This is a genomic window from Bacillus sp. B2-WWTP-C-10-Post-4 (assembly GCF_009183805.1).
Classification (GTDB): Bacteria; Bacillota; Bacilli; order Bacillales; family Bacillaceae_G; genus Bacillus_A; species Bacillus_A cereus.
This window is the reverse complement of sequence record NZ_WEII01000009.1, coordinates 1-16,336: the sequence shown is the minus strand read 5'-3', so window position 1 is coordinate 16,336 and position 16,336 is coordinate 1. Positions and strand designations below refer to the sequence as shown.

Genomic DNA, 16,336 nt, shown 5'->3' with positions numbered 1-16,336 from the left:
ATTTAATATAATTTTATGAAAATTCTTATCACGAGAGGTGGAGGGACTGGCCCTATGATACCTCGGCAGCGGATTCGTTATGAATACTGTGCCAATTCCAGCAAGGTAACTTGAAAGATAAGAAAGAAGCTCATTTTGACTGTATATACAGAAGCCTCTTTCTATCTTTTAGAAAGAGGCTTTTTTATGTGAAAATAAAAGGAGGAAGAAAAATGGGAGCGACAGGAGTAGCGTCACAAAGAAAAACAATTGAAGAGAGTATCGAAAGAAATAAGGAAAAGTACATAGAAACAAGTCATGATATTCATGCGAATCCGGAAATTGGTAACCAAGAGTTTTATGCATCTAGAACGTTAAGTTTATTGCTAGGCAGTGCAGGATTTCAGTTGCAGCACAATATAGCTGGACATGAAACGGGATTTATCGCGCGAAAAAGCTCTGGAAAACAAGGACCTGCAATCGCATTTTTAGCGGAGTACGACGCTTTACCAGGACTAGGTCATGCGTGTGGTCACAATTTAATTGGCACAATTAGCGTTGCAGCAGCAATTGCATTATCAGAAACGCTTGAAGAAATTGGCGGGGAAGTTGTCGTGTTCGGAACACCAGCTGAAGAAGGAGGACCGAACGGTAGCGCAAAATCGAGTTATGTAAAGGCAGGCTTATTTAAAAACATTGATGCGGCGCTTATGATTCATCCAAGCGGAAAGACAGCGACAACGAGTCCTTCACTAGCGGTCGATCCGCTTGATTTTCATTTTTACGGAAAAACAGCTCACGCTGCAGCTTCGCCAGAAGAAGGGATTAACGCATTAGATGCGGTTATTCAGCTCTATAACGGTATTAACGCACTTCGCCAACAACTTCCGTCAGACGTGAGAATTCATGGCGTCATTACAGAGGGAGGAAAAGCACCTAATATTATTCCTGACTATGCCGCAGCAAGATTCTTCATCCGTGCAGCAACGCGAAAAAGATGTGCAGAAGTAACAGAAAAAGTAAAAAATATCGCACAGGGAGCAGCATTAGCAACAGGTGCGAAAGTAAAAATCCATCAATTCCAAAATGAAATCGATGAATTACTCGTAACAAAAACATATAACGATATCGTAGCGGAAGAACTAGAACTATTAGGTGAAGATGTAAATCGTAAAGAAAGAGTAGGGATTGGTTCAACCGACGCAGGAAACGTAAGTCAAGTCGTACCGACAATTCATCCGTACATTAAAATCGGTCCAGATGATTTAATTGCACATACGAATGAATTTAGAGAAGCAGCACGTTCAGAACTTGGAGATAAAGCATTAATTACATCGGCAAAAGTACTAGCGAATACGGCATATCGATTAATTACGGAAGAAGGGTTGTTAGAGAAGGTGAAGGAGGAGTTTAGAGAAGCGCAGAAGAATCAGGGGTAGATGGTTAAAGGGAGTGGGGGATCCACTCTCTTTCTTTTTTGCGTAACACTGATGCTAAGATTTTTTTGCAGTAAAATCAATGTTAGTGGAACTTTTTTAATCAAACTTTTTTCTAAATTAACATAAATACTTGTAATATTTAAATTAGTACTATATAGTTCTAGTTATGACAAAGGTAAAATTAATGAATCAAAGACGTGTGATTGAAGTAGCTGCAACATTATTTTTAGAAAAAGGGTTTGCTTATACAAGTATGGATGAATTAGTACGTGTAAGCAAAGTTTCAAAGTCTAATGTGTATTATCATTTTTCTAATAAGGAACAATTATTAGAAGGAGTCGTTGATTATTGGATTGAAATGTATCAATCTGCAATTGATGACGTACTTTCTCAGAATCAATTTTTAGTTGAAGATCGTATCCAACTGTTTTTAAAGCAATTATCACAAGGAGTTCAGTCGAGAGAGTATAAGGGGAGCTGTCCATTTATTACTCTTTATATTCAAAGTCCTAAACAGGCCACGCAAATAAAAGAAAAAATAGGTCTTTTTTTTACAGGATTACAAAAGAAAGTTTCTCTATTACTTAAACAAGGGGTAGAGAATGGAGAATTTAGAAATACGATTCAGATTGATGAGGTTGCATCACTTTTTATTACAAATCTTGAAGGAGCGTTATTTATTTCAGAAACATTGAAGGATGCAACTGTAATCACGAAAACAGCAGATCATTTTTTAAAATTGCTTCGATAAAAGAAGCATTTTTTTTACATCAAATTAGTACTGAGTAGTACTAAAAGGGGGATTTTATATGAGAACAGTATTTTTAACTGGTGGAACAGGCTTTATTGGAAAGCAATTAGTGAAAGAATTAGCCAAAGAGGATGTTAAAATTCTTCTTTTAGTGAGGTCGAAAAGTAAAGCAATACGTCTTTTTCAAGAAAGAGGCATCTTAAAAAAGGAAGTTATGCACTTTATTGAAGGTGATTTGACGAAAATAGATTTAGGTCTAAGTGCTGAAGATAAGGAGAGGGTATTGAAAACGGATGTGATTATTCACGCAGGAGGCCCCATGGATATTCAAGCGACAAGTAAAGAGGCAGCTTCCATATTTTTAAATGGTGCCAAACATATTAGTGAATTAGCTAAAAGTATTCATCAATTGAAGGGCTTGCAACAATTTATTCATGTTGTAGGTTATATGAGCCCCTTTGATGATAAAAATAGCAAGATTGCAATTGATGTGTTTAAAGAAGGAAACAGTTATTTGAAAATAAAAAATCCATATGAGAGAACAAAATTTTTAGCAGATCTTTATATCCGTCAACAGGCATCAGCAGTAGGTTATCCGCTTTCTGTAATTAATCCACCAACTGTAGTCGGTAGTAGCAAAACAGGGAGTACAGAGCAGATAGCAGGATTAGGTTTGCTTGTGATGAGTATGCGAAGAGGGCTCATGCCAGTGATTCCTGGAGGTAAGGGATATAGGTTACCACTTATTTCAAACGATGAGTTTGCGAAGTTTATTGTGCAGGTTTTCAGGTTGGAGCAACCGACTATTCAAACATATACACTTGTTGAAGACAAACAGCACGATCAGAACATTGCTGAATTATTAAGTATTATGTCGGAAAGTATGAATATGAAGGCACCAAAGATCTCGGTTCCAATGCCGCTTATGAAAACAATTATGAATAGTGGAGTAAGTAAAATAACAAAAATTCCTTCTGATGGACTGAATTTTATTACAAAACGAAAATTTTCAAATGTTTCAGCGAAAAAAATTATGGGAGGGGATTGGTTTAAGAAGACGAGTGTAATGAAATTTCTCCCTGCCGTAGTAGCTGATCTGGATTATCGAATGATAGATCAAAATGGCCAGCATAATCATGTATTTAAACGAACATTATGCGATAACACTACCCTTTACCAATTACAAGGAGAGGGTAAACCGTTTATATTATTACATGGTTTATTGAGTGATGGAGAGGATTTATTTCCTTTAGCACAAGAGCTTCATGAAAAAACTGGTCAACCTGTATGGATCTTGGATCTTCCAGGTTTGGGACGTTCTCCCTTTAAACGGGAGAAAAATCTTCTAGATATCTATTTGAATGTAGTGAAAAAGTTATTGGAGAAAGCTGTGAATGGTGCACATCTAATTGGCCATTCATTCGGTGCGTTTATTCTTCTAGAAGCATTGGTAAAAGAGTACATAGATAAGAAGTATGCAATCACTTTACTTCAGCCACCTGTTGCTAAAAAAAATGCTAAATCGCTAAATGTTCCTCAATTTATGAACAAATGGACATTAAAATTGGCAACTACTAATTTGATAGGGCGTTATTTATTAAGTAATGGTTTGTTTGAAAGTATGGAGAGCATCCCTGAACATTATATTGAAAAAATAAGTAAAAGTTTTACTTCCCCTAGAATTTTAAATACTACGGTTCAGCTTAACAGTTTACTACTGAAAAACGATCAAGGTGATTTCAATGAAGTAACAAAGTATAATCTTCACATTATTTGGGGGGATTATGACAGAGGTTATTCTGCTCCATCGCATCTTGGTAAGGTTGATTTTGTTCCATATGGCCATCATTTTCCTCTTAGCCATCCGAGTGAAACGGCAACATTAGTAATAAAAAATAGTAATACTAGCATATGAGAGTGTGGGATAAATAAAAAATGTGTAGTAAGAACGTTGTGTCTTTGAAATAAAATCGTACTGTTTGGGGTCCCGCGAACAAGACGCGAATTTTGCACGCTAAGCAAAAAAATACAATAAGCTGCCCATATGGACAGCTTATTTACATAATTTTCGAAAGCGGAAGTAACTACACTATATTTTTTAACTGTTGTTAACAGTACAAGTTAACTTTTCTAATACTTGAGCTACACCATCTTCATCATTAGTGTCGGTAATAAAATATGCAATATCTTTTAGTTCAGGTATTGCATTTCCCATAGCAATTGGAAAACCACATGCATAGAATAGCTCTAAATCATTCCAATCGTCTCCAAAGACCATTACGTCACTTATAGGGATATTATTTTGAATGCAGATTTCCTTTATAGCTTGTTCTTTAGAAACACCTTTTGCCATAATTTGCGTTAAAGTTCCTGCATCGGTACATATTGTATTTACTTTGTGTTCAAACTGTTTTTGTAACTTTTCATGATGAGAATATTGTGAAATTAATAATTTTGAAGCATTAACTTTTTTTAATTCATTTAAGGAAATTACAGTTGGATTTACATCTGTAGTCATGGCTTTTTTATAATCTAATGTTTTATTACTGTACCATGTATCTTCTGATTCAATGGAAAGACATGCATCAGCTTGGTAAGTAATAACAAATTCTATAATTTCACTTGTGATAGCTGAATCAATTGGATAATGTTGTCTATAATCTAATGCTTTATTCACTATCAAAGCCCCATTGTAATAAACCATAGTTGCAATGTTTTGAAGTTCATGAGGAAGAAAATCTTTAACTGATCGTGGCGGTCTTGCTGTAGCAAAAATAACTATGATTCCTTGTTCATGAGCTGTTAAAATGGCTTTTTTATTTCTTTCAGACACTTCTTTTTTTGAATTTAATAAGGTTCCATCGAGATCCAAAACAATTGTTTTAACATTTTTTATTAGTTCCATATGATATCTCCTAGTTTAAAAATATTGTTACTTCTTTATATGTTCTATATTGAGTTATAAAATCCTGTATATCTTATACATGCTTGGTTAACATAACATCCCATTATCGGTAGCAAGTTTTTCATAGCATCCTTATTTTTACTAAATTTTTTGTCTCTATGTCTATCTATCTCTTATACAAGATTTTATACATCATTGATATAGCGGGGATTCTAGGGTCTTCGCTATTCTTTTTTGCATAAAATCTTGTATAGAAAAGTAGTTAGACTAGTGTGTTTTACTTCGGTCTATTTCAAAATATAATTGAAAATTCATCTTTAAATTAAAAAAAAGTGTTACCTATATATATTAATAACTTCGAAATATTGTATAACAGATAATTTTTATTGTGCTAACGAATCAGGATAGTGTGGCGACTGACCAACTAAATAGTTGCTTATTCTCGATTATTAGAAGGGAAGTTCTATCATTTCGCGAATTGATTAGACATAGACGAGTCCTATAATTTTCTATATATACATAAAGAGGTGACTACGTATGAATCAAAGACCGTCAGAAGAAGAATACGCCGGGAGCTCCGGTGAATATATCCGTTTGGTGCCGGACGGTAATATCATCGATATTCTGTTCGCCCAGGAAAAGCAAATGATCGAGCTACTGGCATCGTTGACCGAAAGCCAGGCCGCATATCGGTATGCGGAAGGAAAATGGACGCTGAAAGAAGTCGTGGGCCACATTGCAGACGCGGAACGCGTCATGACCTACCGCCTGCTCCGGTTCGCAAGAGGGGACCAGACGCCCCTGACTGGTTTCGATCAGGAATTGTTCATGCCCCCTTTCGGAAGTTGGACAACTGAGCAATTGGCCGAAGACTACCGGGCTGTACGGCAATCAACGATCACATTGCTGCGCGGGCTACCGGCGGAGGCGTGGACCCGCAAGGGCACAGCCAACAACCTAAGCATTACGGCGCGCGCCCTCGCGTACGGCATCGCAGGACACGAACTTCATCACATGGGGGTCATCAACCGGTACTTGAGTTAATCGTCGGCTGAGGCCTTTTGAATGGAACTAACACCTTTCATACAATCTTAGATACCGTTCTTATTGGGGCCCGCCCCACAACCATCAACTTAAGGATTTAGACTATTTTTGAAATTGAAAGCACGTTACTATTCTCTTATGTTAATGAGGAAGGGTGACGTGCTTTTTATGATTATGCACTAAAAACAAGAGTTATCTTTATTTGCCGAAGAGTTATATCGATTTTTCTCATTTTGGGGTATTTGTTTTTCTTAGATTGATGGTGATGGGGCACTACTCTATAATGATCAAATTAAAATTTAAAATAGTTATAGAGACTCCATTTCTCGGAAATATTGTAACTATTAAGTTGTAAAAAGATATAATGGGAGGAAGTTTTTCTAAATCAAAAAAATTGATTAATAAGTTGCATAATAAACTCACTAGCGTATATACTATAAACATCAAAAAAAGTTGATGAAGGGAAGTGAACTACAGTGGCACAAAATTTTCAGTTATATGAGAAAAAGTTTAAAGCGTTGGCTGATCAAAAACGTTTAGAAATCATGTATGAACTTTGCCAGCGAGGCCAGACTTGTGTATGTGATTTAACAGAGATTTTTGAAATGACGCAATCTAAATTGTCCTATCATTTAAAGATTTTATTAGATGCAGGTTTAATTGTAAAAGAAACAAAAGGTACGTGGAGTTATTATGATTTAAATGATGCGGAAGTGAATAATTTGTTATCAGAAGAGTTGTGCTGTATCTTTAGAAAAACAGGCAAAGGTAGTTGTTGTTAAAATTTTGCGTTATTAATCAAAAAAAATTGATTAATAACATATAAAGAGGAGGAATAAGCTATGAGATATGTTCATGTCGGTATAAATGTTACGGATTTAGAGAAGTCTATTGAATTCTACGAAAAGGTATTTTGTGTGTCACCAGTTAAGGTGAAAGTAGATTATGCAAAATTTTTATTAGAGACGCCAGGACTTAATTTCACGCTAAACGTACGAGATGAAGTGAAGGGAAATCAGGTAAATCATTTCGGTTTCCAAGTGGATACAGCTGAAGAAATTACGTTACATAAAGAAAGATTAGAAAAAGAAGGTTTCTTTGCGCGTGATGAGATGGATACGACTTGTTGCTATGCGGTTCAAGATAAGTTTTGGGTAACGGATCCTGATGGGAACGAGTGGGAATTCTTTTATACAAAAGCACAGAGTGATGTTCATAAAATAGAAGAGGCACCTTGTTGCACGACTTCTAACGTAGTAGAACAAAATTCTTGTTGTTAATAGGAGATGGAAAATAAAATGAAACGTTTATCTTTTCTAGATCGATATTTAACACTATGGATTTTTCTAGCTATGGCTGTTGGGATTGGTTTAGGGTTTGTATTTCCTAGTGTAGTAGACGGATTGAATACATTACAAGTTGGAACAACGTCTATCCCGCTAGCTGTTGGTTTAATTGTCATGATGTATCCACCGTTAGCGAAAGTTCGTTACGAGGAAATGGGCCGCGTATTTAAAGATGTAAAAGTATTGGTTTTATCTTTAGTACAAAACTGGATTATTGGACCTGTACTTATGTTTGTTTTAGCAATTATTTTTCTTCCTGATAAGCCAGAATACATGGTCGGACTCATTATGATTGGTTTAGCACGTTGTATTGCAATGGTAATTGTTTGGAACGATCTTGCAGATGGGGATAAAGAGTATGCAGCAGGTTTAGTGGCTTTTAACTCAGTATTTCAAATGTTATTCTTCTCCGTTTATGCATACGTGTTTGTAACAGTCATTCCAGAATGGTTAGGGATTGAAGGGGCTATTGTCGATATTACAATGGGAGAAGTAGCGAAATCAGTATTTATCTATTTGGGAATTCCTTTTATAGCAGGCATGTTAACACGTTTTGTACTCGTTAAGTTAAAAGGAAGAGAATGGTATGAAAAGGTGTTTATACCGAAGATTAGTCCACTTACATTACTTGCATTATTATTTACAATCATCATTATGTTCTCTTTAAAAGGGGAGATGATTGTTAGCGTACCATTAGATGTGGTAAGAATAGCGATTCCGTTATTAATCTATTTTATTGTAATGTTTTTTGTATCTTTCTTTATGGGAAGAAAAATTGGTGCAAACTATCCGGTGACGACAACGTTAGCATTTACAGCAGGTAGTAATAACTTTGAGTTAGCAATTGCTGTAGCAGTTGGGGTGTTTGGTATTCATTCAGGCGCAGCATTTGCAGCAGTTATCGGACCATTAGTTGAAGTACCTGTAATGATTGCACTTGTAAACGTTGCTTTTTGGTTTAAACGTAAATATTTTAATGACCAACCAGTCTAAATATAAAATAAAGGTGGAAAATACCATGGAAAACAAAAAGACAATCTATTTCTTATGTACGGGAAATTCATGCCGAAGCCAAATGGCAGAAGCGTGGGGTAAACAATATTTAGGGGATAAGTGGAATGTGTATTCTGCAGGAATTGAAGCACATGGAGTAAATCCAAACGCAATTAAAGCAATGAACGAAGTAAATATCGACATAACAAATCAAACATCAGATATAATTGATGCAAACATTTTAAATAGTGCTGATTTAGTCGTTACGCTGTGTAGTCATGCGGATTCTGTTTGTCCATCTACTCCGCCGCATGTAAATCGTGTTCATTGGGGATTTGATGATCCAGCAGGAAAAGAGTGGTCTGAATTTCAACGTGTTCGTGATGAAATTGGTGAACGTATAAAGCGATTCTCTGAAACAGGGGAGTAAATAAAGGAAAGAGTCAATCTTCTATCTTATAGGGGATTGGCTCTTTTTTTATTGTACATAGTCATGACTGTATTGGTTCGCATAAATTACCGGAAAATAGAGGGTATTCTATTGAATTGATAAAATTAGAAATCTATTTAATCATGTAGGTGTTCACAAATAATAAATTCATTTAAAAGATAATATAGTTGTTTAGAATTAGAGATGGTATGATGAATAATTACAATATCTTCCTTGTTTTATGTATAATTTAATAAAGGGATTTTCGGATGTTGAAATAAAGGGTAGTATATTAGCGCAAGGGGGAGAATGATGGATAAGTTGTTACAAGAAATTATAAATTGGTTAAGGATGAGCGATGAAAAAATTGTTATTGGTATTTCAGGACATGGTGCAGCTGGAAAAACAACGTTTGCTAATAGACTCGTAAATCTACTAAATCAAAATGAAGCAAATTATATTAATACAGATCCTTACATTGTCAGTTCAGATATCCGTAAGCATGCAGTGATTCACTATACATATCAAAATGAAAATCATCGTTATAAAATGACAGCTTGTCATCCAGCGGCACACCATTTGGCAGCTTTAGAAAGAGATATTCAGATGGTTAGAGCTGGGCTAGATTTTTATACGATAGATACGCATTATATGAAAAGTAAGTTGATTTCTTCGAAAAATAAAGTAACGATTGTGGAGGGAATGAGTGCCGCATTTATTAACCCTGATTTATTTGATTTGAAAATTTATTTTTATACAGATGGCGAAACGGAACTAATGAGAAGATCAAGCCGGGATATAGCTGAAAGGGGAGCGGATATAAGTTATTTAAGGCAGTCTCATGAAGAACGACGGATTCAATATGAAGTATTTATGCATTCGTATAGTCAGCGTTTTGATATCATTATCAAAACTTCTGATGAAACAATATGTTTAGAAAAGAATACATTTGAGTTTTATAAAATTTAAATGAAAATCCTCACTTTGTTAATTACATTATGACGGTTAATTTTTCTTACGGAGTACTTGTATTAAACAAATGTATTATTTAATCAATAATACATTCATTATGAAATATCTAAATTTAAAAAAAGATTTAGTAGCCTTCTTTCATCTATATAGATAGAAGGCTACTGTAATTTTTGCATGAAAGGAGAATAGAATGAAACACATAATAAAAGACATATTAATAAATTATTTTAAAGAAATTCATTCACTAGCAGTGGAAGAAGAATTGTATAAGGATAGGTGGAATACGGATCTGCATTATAAAATAATGGTAAATGGAAAGCGATATTCCGCAAGATTTATAAATAGCAAGCGAACAATCAATCCAGCCTTTGGGGCGTTATCAAACGAACAACTGATAGAGCAAGTACGGTTTACCTATTATTTACGCGAACATGAAATTCCTTTTATGCAGATAAACAAGAATAGGGCAGGAGAGCTATTTACACTTGTCGCTTGGAATGATGAACAATACCGATTTGTATTGTCTAATTGGATTGAGGGAGAACATATTACGCATTGCACAGAAAACATTGTAGAAGCCTTCGGAAAGGAAGCAAGAAAGATTCATGATATTTCTTGCGCATTTCAAAGCTCGATTTTTCAAAAGATATCTCATTTGGATGGGTATGTTGAGTTTATTAATATGTTAGAAAGTAGGGCAAGCGCATGTAAGGAATTGCGGGAGTATATAGATCTTGCTAAATATCATATAGAGTGCGCATATACGAGTGAACTAGAATTTATCGTACAAACAGATTTAAATCCTTTGAATGTTTTATGGGGCTCAAGTCAAAAGGTAAAAGGAATTGTGGATTTTGAATCTATTAGTTATGTTGACCGCATTGAAGGACTAGCCTTTTTAATAAAATGGTATTCTCGAACAGAAGGAGTACAGTCTCATGAGGTGTGTTCGAAGGTTGCTAGTTCATTTTTAGTAGGGTATAAGGCCCATAATATTTTAACACCAAATGATTATAAGAGATTTTCTTCCTTGTTATGGTTATCCGGTAGTTTGAATTGGAATTTTGTGAAGAAAACGCTAGGTGTAATAAGTGATGAGAGGGAATTAGAAGAACATTTGGAAGTTTATAGAGTGAGGGGAGAAAGACTATCTTCATTATTAACTTGTACATAACATGTATTCTCCTAGTCTGGGACTCAAATAAGAAACCATAGGATGTGTTCTAAAAATGAAAATACAAATAGTATTGTTTGATGGTTTCGGAGAACTTGTCTCTTTCGCACCGTTTGAGGTACTGAAAAGAGCTATAGAAGAAGGGGCTCCATTTATAGTTGAATTCGTTTCGAGTGAACAAAAGCAGGAAGTTATTACCTCGTTTGGAGTTACAGTTAAACTACATGATTTTTTACGAATGGAGAATCGTCCAGATTTGTTAATTGTACCTGGTGGTGGCTGGAATCATAAAGCAGAGCATGGGGCTCGAAAGCAAGCAGAGCTTGGAACTTTGACTAAAATGATTAGCGAGATGCACAATGCAGGAACAATCGTTGCTGGTGTGTGTACAGGAGGTATGCTATTAGCTGCCTCTGGTATATTGAACGGTCGAAAGGCAACGATGCACTATTTGGCACAGGATGAAATGAGTGAATACGGGGCAGAGCTTCTTCATTACAGAATTGCGGATCAAGGGGATGTTATCACTGCAAGAGGAGTCACTTCAGGAGTTGATTTGGGGCTTTGGATCACGGAAAGATTCGCAAGCCCTAAAATTGCGGCTGCCGTTGAATACAGAATGGAATATGAGAGGCGAGGTGTTGTTTGGAAGTAATTTGCTTTCTTTTTTATCCTATTTTAAATGGGAGGGGGGGCTGCCCATAAAAGCCCAATTCATATGTACTAATAATCAGTCGGGATGCCAAAACTCTTACTGATTAAAGTTTCATTTTATAATTTTTACTTTATTAAAAGTTGATTTGTTAGAAAGGATAATCATTTATTGATATAATGAATGGATGCGTGGCAGGAAATAGATAGAAAGATACTGCTAGTAATTTATACTTAAAATGTAGGGAGATTGAACAGAGTTATGGGGACAGAAAAAGAAATTAGTTCCGCTAAATTAATATGGAAGATGACGCGCCCGCATACGTTAACGGCGACGTTTTCTCCTGTAATTTTAGGGACAGTGGCATCACTTTATGTTGCTAAAATTGATTGGCTGTTATTTATTGCGATGATGCTTGCATGTTTAGCATTGCAAATAGCAACGAACTTATTTAATGAGTACTATGATTTCAAACGTGGATTAGATACCGCTGAATCCGTTGGCATCGGTGGTGGAATTGTCCGTCATGGATTGAAGCCAAAAAATGTGTTAACAGTTGCGCTTTTATTGTATGTAGTAGCAGCTTTTATTGGCATTTATATTTGTATGAATAGTAGTTGGTGGTTAGTGGTTATTGGTTTAATTGGGATGGCAGTTGGCTATTTATATACAGGTGGTCCACTACCAATTGCGTACACCCCGTTTGGAGAATTAGTTTCTGGGTTGTTAATGGGGACATGTTTTGTACTCATTGCTTTCTTTATTCAAACGAATACTGTAACGATTGAAAGTGTATTGATTTCCATTCCAATTGGAATTTTAGTAGGTGCAATCAATATGTCAAATAACATCCGAGATATCGAAGAAGATATTAAAGGTGGAAGAAAGACATTAGTAATCCTCCTTGGGAGAGAAAAAGCTGTGGTAACACTAGCGGTAGCCTTTTTCATTGCGTATTTATGGATTGCCGTAATTGTATTAATGGGTTATATAAGCCCTTGGGCATTAGTTATGTTCCTAGGTTTGAGAAAGCCAATTTCTGCGATTCAAAGTTTCCAAAAAGGGGCAAAGGATCCTGGATATATGCGCATCGCAATGAAATCAACAGCGATGACAAATACGATTTTCGGCTTCTTGTTGTCAGCAGGATTATTAATTAGTTATTTGTTTTAAATAACTTAACCCCAATTTCTCGATTTTAGTATAGAGAAATTGGGGTTTTATTTTGAGTTTTTTACGTTATAAACTATTATCATTTGAAATGTATATACCAATAAATTGCAACTTCATCACTTGTCTTATCCAAACCTTTATAAACAAGAAAATCAAACCCACCAATTACAAATCCACATTTTTCATAAAATTTACATGCTGCGACATTATTATTTTGCGTTTCAAGCATGATACCTGGCATATTTCATTTTTTTGCCCACTGCTTTGCTTGATCAACTAATCTTTTACCAACTCCGAGTGTACGATATTTTTTATCTACCGTTATATCTTCTATGTAAGCATAGTGGTTCCAATTCTTTTTCAATACCATTAATCCAATGATTTGGTTATGTAACAGTGCTATGTAAATGACTTGATTAGGTTTATTTATATATTCATTGTAAGCCAGTTCTTCATTATCATCTTGATTTTGTAAATAACTTTTTTCATAACTTGGAACGTCTTCTACTGTATATTCTATACGTTTATTTCCTTTGGAAAGAGAAAGAATTAACCGAGCATTCACTATAAAACTGTCATCAATCTCCGGGAGATTATCTAAATCATTTGTTTCTAACTCTCTAATTACAAGGTTCATCGGGGCACCTCCACATAATAATATTTCTTCTAGTTCTTCATTTGGTTCAAATGAATTCCAATTACAAAATTATAATAGAATTTCAATAGTACGGCTATTTTTGTATTTTATCTTTATACCAGTATGTTGTTATCTTGATATAAAAATATTGTTTAGAAAGAGTAGTATCTTTTATTTTGGATGTATATCCAGTTTTTAAATTTAACTGTATTAGAGAAACAAATATTTTTCTAAAGAGTGGATGCCATACGTTATTCTTTAACTAAATTCGACATTATCTGCATTTTATCTTCACCTTCCTCTATTAATCTATTTATTGTAAACATCAGCTGGAGTTAATGCTCAGCTGTATAAATAATGAATATAAAAATTAATAGGGAAAGGATCGAAAAATAATGAAAGAATCACAAAGTAAGAAAAAAACAAGTCGACTAACTAAGGTAATAATATCTCTAGGAGTTGTTTTAGCAACGACCTTTTTCACCTTCTTTTTAATAGGAAAATGGAACTCTATCCCAGCGAAGGGAATAGCTAACGAAAGTAGTAATCAAGTTAACACGCAACAACAAGAAAAGAAAAAAGAAACACCACCAGCAAAACAGAAAAGACCTGATGGAAAACCGGTGGGAAAGGTTGTTTATTTAACATTCGATGATGGTCCTAGCGAACTAACTGGGAAATTTTTAGATGTACTAAAAGAGCAACATGTTGCTGCGACATTTTTTATGCAAGGTAGCAATTTACAAAATACAGGTTTTCAGGAAAACGTAAAACGAGCGGTAAAAGAAGGACATTATATTGGTGCTCATAGTATGACACATAATAGTGATAAGCTATACAAAAAAGGACAATTTGTAACGGAGATGAAAGAAACGTTAGCTCTTATCCATAATATTACGGGTACAACTCCTAAATTAGTTCGTCCGCCATATGGATCTGCACCAGGATTAAAGGGTGAGGAAATTCGTAACCAAATTGTAGAAGCAGCAATAAAAGTTTGGGATTGGACAATAGACTCAAATGATTGGAATAATCCAACTCAGATTATCGATAATGTAAAGAAACAGACAACAGAAGAAGTAGAAGTTGTTTTAATGCATGAAAAGGCGCAAACATTACAAGCCCTTCCTGAAATTATTAAATTTTATAAAGAGCAAGGGTATGGATTTGGGGTATATAATGACGAGGATCATTTTCGTCTAAACTTCCAAAAAGATCAACGTCTATAGTATAAACATAGTTATTTTAAAAAGGTGTTTTTATTACTAAATCAATAATTAAGCCAAAAGTCGATTTCCTATACGATAAAGAAATCGGCTTTTTTTATAAAGTTGACTTTTTAATCAAAAAGGTTTATTCTACTTGTGCAAGTGACGACTTGCATTCGGGTTTGGATAAAGATTATGTGAAAGTTGGATGAAACGTGAATGAAATGACAAATACATCAGAACGTATTATTGAGGCTTTTTTAGAACTATTTCGTACTCATGGCTATAAGGGAACGACGACTCGCTCGATTTCGGAATTAGCGGGCGTAAACGAAGTAACGATCTTTCGGAATTTCGGAAGCAAAAAGAATATTATGGAAAAAGCTGTCGAATCTTTATCGCGTGATATGGAATTGAATAAATTAATGCCTGGAGAGATGACTTGGAATCTTGAAGATGACTTGCTATCTATTGCAGAAGGATATCTTGCATATATAGAAAAGTTAAAGGATTTAATTTTGATTAGTTTTCAGGAAGCTGAAATGTTCCCAGAGCTTAAAGAAAAAATTGCATTAATTCCTAAACAATTAAAAGATAATTTGGTTTCATATTTTATTGAGATGAGAGAAAAGGGAAAGCTTATTGAAACTGATATGGAAGCTCAGGCGATGAACTTTATTTGGATGAATTTCGGTTACTTTCTTTCTAACTCACGCTTCGGGGACAATTTATTTTCAAATTCAAAAGAGATTTTTCTAAAACATAGTGTCCAACTATTTTCTAGGGGGCTAACTCCCTAGGTCTTTTTTTACACCGGATGCAAGTAAGTACTTGCTATAATAAAACAACAAGGAGTACGACAATGAAAATTTTAAAAAATTTCTTTAAATTCCCCCCAACATTCATTGGAATTGCAACAGCATTTGCCTTTCTGTTAATTTTCTTTTGTGTGTGGATGACTGCATACGATGGTGTTACTGATCGGGTAAACCAATTAAAAATCGGATTAGTTAATGAAGATAATCAAATGGGAACTGATATTGAAAAAAGCTTGAAGGAAAATCTGCCCTTTAAAGTTAAAAGCTATAGCTCGGTAACGCACGCCCAAAAAGACATGGATAACAGGAACTTAGATATGGTTATTCAAATTCCTGCAAATTTCTCAAGCCTATTGAAAGAAAATAATACTACAGAGATTAACTATTTCATCAATCAAGCAAACTCATCTTTGGCAAAACAGATTATGGAAGGCGCGGCAAAGGATATTACGCAAACAGTTAATAAAAACGTATATGCGTATAAACAAAAGTTTATTTCATCTAACCTATCTAACGAACTAAGTACAGTGATACCGTCAGAAGAATTGGCCCAAAAGTTATCAGAAAACATTACGAAAGCTGTAAGTTCATTAAACATTGATTCTGTGCAATCATCTGTCGAAAAAACAAACAATACAGATGGCTTTGCAGCAACCATGATTCCATTTTTAATTGTTCTTGCTTCATGGGTTGGAGCGATGCTTATGAGTTTAAATCTTAATATTGTTGCAACAATATTAAAAAACACGCACGGAAAATGGTCTATATTTTTCTCAAGACAAGTTATTAATATTGTCGTATCTGTTATTTTAGCT

The 16,336-nt window shown here is 34.8% G+C and carries 16 protein-coding genes, 1 pseudogene and 1 riboswitch; of the genes and pseudogenes, 15 read left to right on the top strand and 2 right to left on the bottom strand.

The genetic code is table 11. The features are described 5' to 3' along the window. Positions 1 to 22: 22 nt before the first annotated feature. A riboswitch (SAM riboswitch) is annotated at positions 23 to 124 on the top strand. 88 nt (positions 125 to 212) lie between these two features. The 3 genes from GBN78_RS06930 (at position 213) to GBN78_RS06920 (ending at position 4,084) form a co-directional block, all read left to right on the top strand. Then, on the top strand, positions 213 to 1,418 hold the full coding sequence (locus tag GBN78_RS06930) for a M20 family metallopeptidase (protein WP_152127116.1): 1,206 nt from the start codon (positions 213 to 215) through the stop codon (positions 1,416 to 1,418). 184 nt (positions 1,419 to 1,602) lie between these two features. Next, positions 1,603 to 2,169: a TetR/AcrR family transcriptional regulator gene (locus GBN78_RS06925; protein WP_001076335.1), complete on the top strand. Its 567-nt coding sequence runs from the start codon at positions 1,603 to 1,605 to the stop codon at positions 2,167 to 2,169. A gap of 58 nt (positions 2,170 to 2,227) precedes the next feature. Continuing rightward, the gene (locus GBN78_RS06920) at positions 2,228 to 4,084 is read left to right on the top strand and encodes an alpha/beta fold hydrolase (protein ID WP_152127114.1); all 1,857 of its coding nucleotides are present in this window, start codon (positions 2,228 to 2,230) and stop codon (positions 4,082 to 4,084) included. A gap of 183 nt (positions 4,085 to 4,267) precedes the next feature. Here the strand turns inward: GBN78_RS06920 and GBN78_RS06915 are convergent, their stop codons facing one another. Continuing rightward, positions 4,268 to 5,074 (bottom strand): HAD family hydrolase, encoded by an 807-nt coding sequence (locus tag GBN78_RS06915; RefSeq protein WP_152127112.1) that lies wholly within the window; start codon positions 5,072 to 5,074, stop codon positions 4,268 to 4,270. A gap of 537 nt (positions 5,075 to 5,611) precedes the next feature. On the opposite strand from GBN78_RS06915, the gene GBN78_RS06910 reads away from it, so the two are divergent. From GBN78_RS06910 to menA, 9 genes are all read left to right on the top strand, one after another. Then, entirely contained in the window at positions 5,612 to 6,118 is a 507-nt protein-coding gene (locus GBN78_RS06910) for a DinB family protein (protein WP_152127110.1), read from the top strand. A gap of 476 nt (positions 6,119 to 6,594) precedes the next feature. Then, positions 6,595 to 6,900: an arsenical resistance operon transcriptional regulator ArsR gene (gene arsR, locus GBN78_RS06905; RefSeq protein ID WP_000068188.1), complete on the top strand. Its 306-nt coding sequence runs from the start codon at positions 6,595 to 6,597 to the stop codon at positions 6,898 to 6,900. A 60-nt stretch (positions 6,901 to 6,960) separates the two neighbouring features. Beyond that, positions 6,961 to 7,398: an ArsI/CadI family heavy metal resistance metalloenzyme gene (locus tag GBN78_RS06900; RefSeq protein ID WP_050821974.1), complete on the top strand. Its 438-nt coding sequence runs from the start codon at positions 6,961 to 6,963 to the stop codon at positions 7,396 to 7,398. Positions 7,399 to 7,416: 18 nt separating this feature from the next. Further along, the gene (gene arsB / locus GBN78_RS06895) at positions 7,417 to 8,457 is read left to right on the top strand and encodes an ACR3 family arsenite efflux transporter (protein ID WP_000826557.1); all 1,041 of its coding nucleotides are present in this window, start codon (positions 7,417 to 7,419) and stop codon (positions 8,455 to 8,457) included. A gap of 25 nt (positions 8,458 to 8,482) precedes the next feature. Then, positions 8,483 to 8,887 carry an arsenate reductase (thioredoxin) gene (gene arsC, locus GBN78_RS06890; RefSeq protein ID WP_000428354.1) on the top strand — a complete coding sequence of 135 codons (405 nt, stop codon included), beginning with the start codon at positions 8,483 to 8,485 and terminating at the stop codon, positions 8,885 to 8,887. Between the two features lie 312 nt (positions 8,888 to 9,199). Beyond that, positions 9,200 to 9,856, top strand: a complete 657-nt coding sequence (locus GBN78_RS06885) for a uridine kinase family protein (protein ID WP_000359532.1) — start codon at positions 9,200 to 9,202, stop codon at positions 9,854 to 9,856. 193 nt (positions 9,857 to 10,049) lie between these two features. Beyond that, positions 10,050 to 11,033, top strand: coding sequence for a phosphotransferase (locus tag GBN78_RS06880; RefSeq protein WP_152127108.1), 984 nt, complete (start codon positions 10,050 to 10,052; stop codon positions 11,031 to 11,033). 55 nt (positions 11,034 to 11,088) lie between these two features. Next, on the top strand, positions 11,089 to 11,688 hold the full coding sequence (locus GBN78_RS06875; protein WP_000701553.1) for a DJ-1/PfpI family protein: 600 nt from the start codon (positions 11,089 to 11,091) through the stop codon (positions 11,686 to 11,688). A gap of 258 nt (positions 11,689 to 11,946) precedes the next feature. After that, positions 11,947 to 12,858 (top strand): 1,4-dihydroxy-2-naphthoate polyprenyltransferase, encoded by a 912-nt coding sequence (gene menA / locus GBN78_RS06870; RefSeq protein ID WP_000536369.1) that lies wholly within the window; start codon positions 11,947 to 11,949, stop codon positions 12,856 to 12,858. Between the two features lie 79 nt (positions 12,859 to 12,937). On the opposite strand, the pseudogene satA reads toward menA, so the two are convergent. Next, positions 12,938 to 13,495 (bottom strand): annotated as a pseudogene (gene satA, locus GBN78_RS06865) (streptothricin N-acetyltransferase SatA). A 395-nt stretch (positions 13,496 to 13,890) separates the two neighbouring features. Between satA and GBN78_RS06855 the strand changes: the two are divergent. The 3 genes from GBN78_RS06855 to GBN78_RS06845 all read left to right on the top strand — a co-directional run. Beyond that, entirely contained in the window at positions 13,891 to 14,724 is an 834-nt protein-coding gene (locus tag GBN78_RS06855) for a polysaccharide deacetylase family protein (protein WP_152127106.1), read from the top strand. Positions 14,725 to 14,918: 194 nt separating this feature from the next. Continuing rightward, a complete protein-coding gene (locus GBN78_RS06850) occupies positions 14,919 to 15,503 on the top strand; it encodes a TetR/AcrR family transcriptional regulator (protein ID WP_001004645.1) in 585 nt (194 codons plus the stop codon). A gap of 62 nt (positions 15,504 to 15,565) precedes the next feature. After that, the coding region (locus GBN78_RS06845) for a YhgE/Pip domain-containing protein (RefSeq protein WP_152127104.1) at positions 15,566 to 16,336 on the top strand (771 nt) is incomplete at its 3' end.

Coding starts and splice junctions, on each gene's coding strand:
- GBN78_RS06930 (WP_152127116.1), top strand. CDS start 213: ATGGGAGCGACAGGAGTAGCGTCACAAAGAAAAACAATTGAAGAGAGT.
- GBN78_RS06925 (WP_001076335.1), top strand. CDS start 1,603: ATGAATCAAAGACGTGTGATTGAAGTAGCTGCAACATTATTTTTAGAA.
- GBN78_RS06920 (WP_152127114.1), top strand. CDS start 2,228: ATGAGAACAGTATTTTTAACTGGTGGAACAGGCTTTATTGGAAAGCAA.
- GBN78_RS06915 (WP_152127112.1), bottom strand. CDS start 5,074: ATGGAACTAATAAAAAATGTTAAAACAATTGTTTTGGATCTCGATGGA.
- GBN78_RS06910 (WP_152127110.1), top strand. CDS start 5,612: ATGAATCAAAGACCGTCAGAAGAAGAATACGCCGGGAGCTCCGGTGAA.
- GBN78_RS06900 (WP_050821974.1), top strand. CDS start 6,961: ATGAGATATGTTCATGTCGGTATAAATGTTACGGATTTAGAGAAGTCT.
- arsB (WP_000826557.1), top strand. CDS start 7,417: ATGAAACGTTTATCTTTTCTAGATCGATATTTAACACTATGGATTTTT.
- arsC (WP_000428354.1), top strand. CDS start 8,483: ATGGAAAACAAAAAGACAATCTATTTCTTATGTACGGGAAATTCATGC.
- GBN78_RS06885 (WP_000359532.1), top strand. CDS start 9,200: ATGGATAAGTTGTTACAAGAAATTATAAATTGGTTAAGGATGAGCGAT.
- GBN78_RS06880 (WP_152127108.1), top strand. CDS start 10,050: ATGAAACACATAATAAAAGACATATTAATAAATTATTTTAAAGAAATT.
- GBN78_RS06875 (WP_000701553.1), top strand. CDS start 11,089: ATGAAAATACAAATAGTATTGTTTGATGGTTTCGGAGAACTTGTCTCT.
- menA (WP_000536369.1), top strand. CDS start 11,947: ATGGGGACAGAAAAAGAAATTAGTTCCGCTAAATTAATATGGAAGATG.
- GBN78_RS06855 (WP_152127106.1), top strand. CDS start 13,891: ATGAAAGAATCACAAAGTAAGAAAAAAACAAGTCGACTAACTAAGGTA.